The sequence below is a fragment of the Mycobacterium sp. PSTR-4-N genome (assembly GCF_022348085.1).
Classification (GTDB): Bacteria; Actinomycetota; Actinomycetes; order Mycobacteriales; family Mycobacteriaceae; genus Mycobacterium.
Window position 1 is genome coordinate 163,123 of sequence record NZ_JAKRFN010000011.1, and the last position, 7,662, is coordinate 170,784.

The following is a 7,662-nucleotide window of genomic DNA, read 5'->3' on the forward strand; positions in this document are numbered from 1 at the left end:
CGATAGCTCAGCCGAGCAGGCGCAGTGCCGCTTCAACAGCGAGAACGGGCACATCGAGCGTCTTCGATCTCAGGTCGTGACGGGCGCCGGTGACCTCCACGATCGCCGTCGGTGCGGCGATCAACGCGGCCGCCGAGCGGAGCTCGACGAGCGTGCCGAACGGGTCGGCGCTGCCGTGGGTGAACACCGTCGGCATGGTGATACGCGGCAGGTGTTCGGTGCGGGCCTTCTCGGGCTTGCCCGGCGGATGCAAGGGATAGGAGAACAGGGTCAGCACGTCCAGCGTCAGCCCGTGATCGGCGACGGCCATCGAGGTGAGCCGGCCGCCGTAGGAGTGGCCGCCGGCGAGCACCGGGCCGTCGGCCAGTGCCCGCACCGCGCCGACCGCCTCGACGATCCCGGCGAGATCGGCAGCCGCCGACCCCGACGGGGGACCCTTGGGGCGGCGGCGCCGGTAGGGCAGGTTGTAGCGAACCGCCAGCCAGCCGCGCCGGGCCCACTCCTCACAGACCGCGACGAGCATCGGAGAGTCCCGATTGCCGCCCGCGCCGTGCGTGAGGGCAACGGTGCCGGCAGGGGTGCCCGGCGGCCAGTGGGCGATGCCGTCGATCTCATCCATCGGTCAGCCGGAACAGCGGGGACACCGGGCCGTGGCCGTGACCCAGCGGGTAGGCCGCGCGCAGGCACTCGGTGATCCATGCCTTGGCGAATGCCACCGCCTCGGGCATCGGGTAGCCGTGCGCGAGCGCCGCGGCCGTCGTCGCGGCCAGGGTGTCGCCCGCGCCGTGGTCATGGGGAGTGTCGATGCGGGTGGAGTCGTACTCGTGGAAGTCGGTGCCGTCGAACAGCAGGTCGGGGCTGTGCGACGAGCCGCGCAGGTGCCCGCCCTTGACCAGCGCCCACCGTGGTCCCAGGGCGTGCAGCGCACGCGCGGCGGTCCGCTGGCTGTCCGGGTCGACGACGTCGATGCCGGTGATCAACCGGACCTCGTCGAGGTTCGGCGTGACGAGCGTGGCCAGCGGGAACAACCGGTCCTTCAGCGAGCCGAGCGCGCTGGGGTGCAGCAGCGGGTCCCCGTGCATCGACGCGCAGACCGGGTCCACGACCAGCGGCACCGCGCCGTCGAGCCCGAGCCGCACCCAGGTGTCGGCGACGGTGTCGATGATCTCCGTCGACGCGAGCATGCCGGTCTTGGCGGCGTGGGCGCCGATGTCGGTGACCACCGCGTCGATCTGTCCGGCGATGACGTCGAGCGGGATCTCGTGGAATCCCTGGACGCCGACGGAGTTCTGCACCGTCACCGCCGTCACGGCGACCAGACTGTGCAGGCCGAGCAGCGCGAGCGTGCGCATGTCGGCCTGGATACCGGCGCCGCCGCCGGAGTCGGAACCGGCGATGGTCAGCACCCGGAGCGGGGTCTGCCCCGGCGGCGTCAGCGGCAGGAAGTTCACGCGCCCACCACCGGCAGCTGGATCGCGTCGCGGTGGGCCTCTCGCACGTCATGGCTGATGCGCATCGAGCAGAACTTCGGGCCACACATGGAACAGAAGTGTGCCGTCTTCGCCGGCGTCGCGGGCAGGGTCTCGTCGTGATACTCCCGCGCGGTGTCCGGATCCAGTGACAGGTTGAACTGGTCCTCCCACCGGAACTCGAAGCGCGCCGTCGACAGTGCGTCGTCGCGCTGCTGGGCGCGGGGGTGCCCCTTGGCCAGGTCAGCTGCGTGGGCAGCGATCTTGTACGCGATCACGCCGTCCTTGACGTCTCGGCGGTTCGGCAATCCGAGGTGCTCCTTGGGCGTCACGTAGCACAGCATCGCGGTGCCGGCCTGGGCGATGATCGCCGCGCCGATCGCAGAGGTGATGTGGTCGTAGGCGGGCGCGATGTCGGTGGTCAATGGTCCCAGCGTGTAGAACGGCGCCTCGTCGCACACCTCCTCCTCGAGGCGGACGTTCTCTACGATCTTGTGCATCGGCACATGGCCGGGCCCCTCGATCATCACCTGCACGCCGTACCCGCGGGCCACCTGGGTGAGCTCGCCGAGGGTGCGCAGCTCGGCGAACTGGGCGGCATCGTTGGCATCGGCGATCGACCCCGGCCGCAGCCCGTCGCCGAGGGAGAACGTCACGTCGTAGCGGGCCAGGATCTCGCACAGCTCGTCGAAGTTGGTGTACAGGAACGACTCTCGCTGATGGGCCAGGCACCAGGCCGCCATGATGGACCCGCCCCGCGACACGATCCCGGTGACGCGGTCCACGGTCAGCGGGATGTGGCGAGCCAGCACCCCGGCGTGCACCGTCATGTAATCGACACCCTGTTCGCATTGTTCGATCACGGTGTCGCGGTAGCACTCCCACGTCAGCCGCGTCGGATCGCCGTCGACCTTCTCGAGCGCCTGATAGATCGGCACCGTTCCGACGGGCACCGGCGAGTTGCGGAGGATCCATTCGCGGGTGGTGTGGATGTCGCGGCCGGTGGACAGATCCATGATGGTGTCGGCGCCCCAGCGGGTGGCCCACACCATCTTGTCGACTTCCTCCGCGATGGACGAGCTGACGGCCGAGTTCCCGATATTGGCATTGACTTTCACCGCGAACGCCTTGCCGATGATCATGGGCTCGGCCTCGGGATGGCGGTGGTTGGCGGGGATGACGGCGCGGCCGCGCGCCACCTCCGCGCGGACCAGCTCAGGGCTCACGCCTTCGCGCGCGGCGATGAACGCCATCTCCGCGGTGGTCTCCCCGGCTCGGGCGCGCTGCACTTGCGTACCGCGATCGGTGACCACGCCGGCCCGCGCCGGTAACCCGGCCTCGAGATCGACGACGGCCGAGGGGTCGGTGTAGGGCCCGGAGGTGTCGTAGAGGTCGAGGTGGCCGCCGGTGCTCAGGTGCACGCGGCGGAACGGCACCCGCGCCCCGTCGGGTTGCTCGAGGTAGACCTTGCTGCTCCCGGTGATCGGCCCGGTGGTGACGGTCAGGTGGTCGGGGGTCGACAAATGAGCCATCTTCGCTACTCCCTACGCCGGCATTACCCGGTCAGGTTCGTACGGTCGACGGGCCTACCCGTCCTCTCAGCGCGCTCGGTGCGTGCTCCCGTGGGGACGTTCCCAACATAGCCCAACCCCTGACGCAGCCGGACGGGGAATACGGTTTGGCCACGATGATTTATATAGCTAACATATGCGTTTTCGGCGCAGTGCTGCGCCGACGCTGGGGATACGAAACCGATTGCGAAAAGACGGCTGGACATGACGACGACTGGCATGAGCGAGACCACGATCCGGCGCACCCGGATGGATCACGATCACCCCTTCTACAAGTGGATCGTGCTGTCCAACACCACGTTGGGCGTCCTGCTGGCCACCATCAACGCGTCGATCGTGCTGATCTCCCTGCCTGCGATCTTTCGCGGTATCGGGTTGAATCCGCTCGCCCCGGGCAACGTCAGCTACCTGCTGTGGATGCTGATGGGCTACCTCGTCGTCACCGCCGTGCTCGTGGTGCCGTTCGGCCGGCTCGGCGACATGCTCGGCCGGGTCCGGATCTACAACATGGGTTTCGCGGTGTTCACCGTCGCGGCCATCGCGCTGTCGTTCGACCCGTTCCAGCTCGGCGGCGGGGCGATCTGGCTGATCGCGTGGCGCGTGGTGCAGGGCGTCGGCGGCGCGATGCTGATGTCGTCGTCATCGGCGATCCTCACCGACGCGTTCCCGGCCAACCAGCGGGGCATGGCGCTCGGGGTGAACATGGTGGCCGCCGTCGCCGGCTCGTTCCTCGGGCTGTTGATCGGTGGCTTCCTGTCCGAGTGGCACTGGAAGGCGATCTTCTGGGTCGGCGTGCCGATCGGCATTCTGGGCACCATCTGGAGCGTGCGCTCGCTGAAGGAACTGGGTGTGCGCAGCCCGGGCAGGCTCGACTGGGCCGGCACGCTGACATTCGGCATCGGCCTGACCGTGCTGCTGATCGGCATCACCTACGGCATCCAGCCCTACGGCGACTCCACGACGGGCTGGACCAGTCCCGCCGTTCTCGGCGCCATCGGGCTGGGGCTCGCGCTGCTCGTCGTGTTCTGCATCGTGGAGTTACGCGTCAAGCAGCCGATGGTCAACATCCGGCTGTTCCGCTCCGCGTCGTTCGGCATGGGCAACCTCGCGGGGTTGATGTCCTCGGTCGGCCGCGGCGGCCTGCAGTTCATGCTGATCATCTGGCTGCAGGGCATCTGGCTGCCGCTGCACGGCTACAGCTTCGAATCCACACCGTTGTGGGCGGGCATCTACATGCTGCCGATGACGGTCGGGTTCCTGGTCGCCGGCCCGCTGGCCGGATCGCTGTCCGACCGATTCGGTGCCCGGCCGTTCACCGTGGGCGGCATGCTGCTGATGGCGGCGACGTTCGTGGCGCTGGTGATGATCCCGGTGAACTTCGACTACTGGTTGTTCGCCGCGCTGGTGTTCCTCAACGGGCTGGGCGGCGGCATCTTCACCGCGCCCAACACCGCGGCGATCATGTCGAGCGTTCCGTCGTCCGAACGAGGCGCTGCATCCGGTGTCCGCGCGACGTTCTTCAACGCCGGCTCGTCGTTGTCGATCGGGGTGTTCTTCTCGCTGATGATCGTCGGGCTCGCCAACACCCTGCCGTCGGCGTTGAGCAATGGCCTGCAGGCGCAGGGCGTCTCGTCGTCGGTGGCCCACGACGTGGCCAACCTGCCGCCGGTGGGCAGTCTGTTCGCCGCGTTCCTCGGCTACAACCCGATCGCCGAACTCCTCGAGCCATCGCACGCGCTGCAGCAGCCGGGCGTCAACGCCGACGTGTTGACGGGCAAGACGTTCTTCCCGGAGCTCATCACCGAGCCCTTCCACTCCGGTTTGACGGTGGTGTTCCTCGCGGCCGCGGCGATGATGTTGATCGGTGCCGTCGCCTCGATGTTCAATCCCGGCCGTTACGCCGAGGATCGCGCCTAGAAATCGGCGTGTGACGCGGCACACTCTGCGGGTACCCCCGCGAGATGGCCGCGACTTCCGATTCTCGTCCCGACGACATACGTCGGCGAGCACACGAGCACGCCGACGGCGCTCGTGAGGCGATGGCAGCCAAACGGGCTGAACACGATGGTGGGTTGTCCGGTTGGGTGGCCCAGCGCGCTGGAGACTGGGATCTCAGCGGCCAGGACGAGACCACGATGCAGCGCCAGAAGTACGTCTGGAACACGTTGGTGGATCACTGGTTCCGGATGGAGTTCGACGGGTGGGAGAACCTTCCCGAGGCGCCGGTGCTCCTCGTCGGCATCCACTCCGGCGCTCCGTTCGTCTGGGATGCCTGGACCGTGGGCGTCCAGTGGTGGCGACGTTTCGGCCAGGCTCGTCCATTGCACGGCACCGCGCACGACGCCCTGATGGCCATACCGGTGATCGGCAGGTACTTCCGCGCGATGGGCGTGCTGCCCGCCGCCCCGGACTCCATCGCGACGGCTCTGGCGGAGGGCCGTGACGTCGCGTTGTGGCCCGGCGGTGAGGTGGATTCGCTGCGGCCGTGGAAGGAGCGCGATGAGGCCAATCTGGCCGGGCGCACGGGGTTTGTGAAGATGGCTATCAAGGCGGGAGTACCGATCGTGCCGATAGCCACTGTCGGTGGTGCGGACGCGATGCCGGTGCTGATCCGCGGGGACGGGCTGTCGCGTGCCCTGCGGCTGGACAAACTGCTGCGGCTCAAGGTCTTTCCGCTCGCGGTGTCCTTGCCCTGGGGCATCGCACCCGCGGCGCTACCGCAATTCCCGCTCCCGGCGAAGATCCGCACCCGGCTGATGCCCGCGATCGAGCTGGACCACGACCCCGCACGCGCCGACGACGAGGCCTACGTCGAGAAGAAGTACCGCGAGGTGCAGGACAGCATCCAAAGCGGAATGGACGCGTTGGCGCGCAAGCGTGCCTTCCCGCTGTTCGGCTGACCCGCCGCGAGGAGTGCGCCTAGAACGGCGGTGGTTGCTCGGGGTCGGTGGCGGGTAGTGGCGGTGGCTGCCAATTCGGTTCCAGTTCTTCGCGTTCGATGGGGTCGTTGACGAAGCGGGCGAACGGGCTGGTGCTGGGTTTCACGCTGGTGGGTTCGCCGTGGAAGAACTCCCGGAATCGGCGGAATTGGTTGCGCCAGCACCGGACTCGGATCTCTTCTCGGGCGGCGCGATTGCGGTGGCGATTGATCGTGTTGGCGTGACGGGTGGTGCACATCTGCTCGCGGGCCACCACGAGGGCGTGCGGGTCGGGGGTGCGGTGGCGACCGGTGAGATCGGGGAACAGAGCGCCCCCGCCGGGGAAGGTGGTGTAGGTGTGGCCGCTCGGTGAGGTCCACACGATGACTCCGCCGGCCACCTGCCGATCGCGCCAACCCTCGTCGAAGGTCTTGCGGCGGTGGTGTTCTCGGCAGTAACAGGCCAGATTCTCGGCCACGGTCTGCCCCCCGGCCGCGGGGTCGGCGTGGTCGAAGGGTTCGGTGTGGTCGATGTCGCAGCGCGCGGCGGGAACGGTGCAGCCGGGAAACCGGCAGGTCAGATCGCGGGTGCGGATGTAGCGGGCCAGCGCAGCGCCGGGTCGGTACCGGAGCGCCTGCTCGGCGCTGACCTGCGGTAGGCCGACCAGGCGGCGGGTGGCGTCGCGGGCCAGTTCGCGCACCAGTTCGGCGTCGATGATGCCGTGCCCGGCGAGGTAGCCGGGCTGATCACTGCGTCCGGTGACGGTGTCGGCGGCTGCCACAATATTGACCACCACTGGCACGACCGGGGCGGGCGCCCGGCCACGGGCCGGGCAGTCGGGTGTCCCGCAGGCACACGCCAACTCGAGGCGACCGTGCCCGAGCGCGGTGAGGGCATCCGCGCGACGCTGCATCAGCGTGCGCGGATCGCGCGGGCACACCGAGTCGGCCATCGCCGCCAGGCGTCGATCGAGCACCGCGCCGTCGGCGCGTGACAGACTCGCCCGCACCCGGGCCATCCCGTCCAGGTCAGGGCGCACGTCGACCCGGCGCTGGTCATAGGCCGCGGTACGGCGTTCCTTGGCGGCAGCGGCGTCCATCGAGGTCACCACTGCGTCGATCGTGGTGATCAGCTTCTCCCGCGACCAGCACCGCCAGCTGCCGATCTGCTCGGCCAGCGCGGCATCCACCGCGCCGATCACGTCGTCGGTGACCAGGGCGGTGCGCGTGCAGATCAATTCGGTGGCGCGCCAGTCGATGTGACCGGCGGCCAGCTCGGCGGCGACAGCGGGGAGCCGCACGGCGAGAGTCTCGGCGTGGCCGACCAGGACCCGGGCGCCCGCGGCGGTCATGTTCAGCGCGGCCGACACCTCGGCGGCCGTGCGGTGGAACCCGCTCATCACCGAGGCGGCGTCCTCCTCGACGGCCAGCTCCTCTTCGGTGCGGCGGCCCAGCAGCTCAGCGATCGCGGCCAGCTTGCGGGCCATCAGCACCGCCTCCTGACGATGCGCATCATCGACCACGGCAACCAGATCGCCATCGGACCAATCATCGAACACGTGTTCGAGTCTACTCGGGTCCACTGACTCAAACTTTCTGGCAGGGTCGCCGGAGAATGATGGTGACACGTCCAGAGGGAGTGTCAGATGTCGAGATCGCGGAAGGTGAAGGTCAGCGCCGAGGAGAAGACCCGTTTGGTTCTGGC

At 68.7% G+C, this 7,662-nt stretch carries 6 protein-coding genes and 1 riboswitch; of the genes, 2 read left to right on the forward strand and 4 right to left on the reverse strand.

Features of this window, described 5'->3' with window-relative positions:
- Positions 1-7: 7 nt before the first annotated feature.
- The 3 genes from MHN84_RS16695 to thiC all read right to left on the reverse strand — a co-directional run bounded on the left by MHN84_RS16695 (position 8) and on the right by thiC (position 3,001).
- A complete protein-coding gene (locus MHN84_RS16695; RefSeq protein ID WP_241205638.1) occupies positions 8-619 on the reverse strand; it encodes an alpha/beta family hydrolase in 612 nt (203 codons plus the stop codon).
- Positions 612-1,451 (reverse strand): bifunctional hydroxymethylpyrimidine kinase/phosphomethylpyrimidine kinase, encoded by an 840-nt coding sequence (thiD, locus tag MHN84_RS16700; RefSeq protein ID WP_241205639.1) that lies wholly within the window; start codon positions 1,449-1,451, stop codon positions 612-614. Before thiD ends, MHN84_RS16695 begins: the two co-directional genes overlap by 8 nt.
- Positions 1,448-3,001 (reverse strand): phosphomethylpyrimidine synthase ThiC, encoded by a 1,554-nt coding sequence (gene thiC / locus MHN84_RS16705; RefSeq protein ID WP_241205640.1) that lies wholly within the window; start codon positions 2,999-3,001, stop codon positions 1,448-1,450. The genes thiD and thiC overlap by 4 nt, the downstream gene beginning before the upstream one ends.
- A riboswitch (TPP riboswitch) is annotated at positions 2,992-3,103 on the reverse strand. Its footprint overlaps the gene before it by 10 nt.
- A 141-nt stretch (positions 3,104-3,244) precedes the next feature.
- Here thiC and MHN84_RS16710 point away from each other — a divergent pair.
- Both MHN84_RS16710 and MHN84_RS16715 read left to right on the forward strand, forming a co-directional pair.
- On the forward strand, positions 3,245-4,957 hold the full coding sequence (locus MHN84_RS16710; protein WP_241205641.1) for an MFS transporter: 1,713 nt from the start codon (positions 3,245-3,247) through the stop codon (positions 4,955-4,957).
- Positions 4,958-5,001: 44 nt separating this feature from the next.
- Positions 5,002-5,940, forward strand: coding sequence for a lysophospholipid acyltransferase family protein (locus MHN84_RS16715; RefSeq protein ID WP_241205642.1), 939 nt, complete (start codon positions 5,002-5,004; stop codon positions 5,938-5,940).
- 19 nt (positions 5,941-5,959) lie between these two features.
- On the opposite strand, the gene MHN84_RS16720 is transcribed toward MHN84_RS16715, so the two are convergent.
- Positions 5,960-7,516, reverse strand: a complete 1,557-nt coding sequence (locus MHN84_RS16720; protein WP_241205643.1) for an HNH endonuclease signature motif containing protein — start codon at positions 7,514-7,516, stop codon at positions 5,960-5,962.
- Positions 7,517-7,662 lie beyond the last annotated feature (146 nt).

Coding starts and splice junctions, on each gene's coding strand:
- MHN84_RS16695 (WP_241205638.1), bottom strand. CDS start 619: ATGGATGAGATCGACGGCATCGCCCACTGGCCGCCGGGCACCCCTGCC.
- thiC (WP_241205640.1), bottom strand. CDS start 3,001: ATGGCTCATTTGTCGACCCCCGACCACCTGACCGTCACCACCGGGCCG.
- MHN84_RS16710 (WP_241205641.1), top strand. CDS start 3,245: ATGACGACGACTGGCATGAGCGAGACCACGATCCGGCGCACCCGGATG.
- MHN84_RS16715 (WP_241205642.1), top strand. CDS start 5,002: ATGGCCGCGACTTCCGATTCTCGTCCCGACGACATACGTCGGCGAGCA.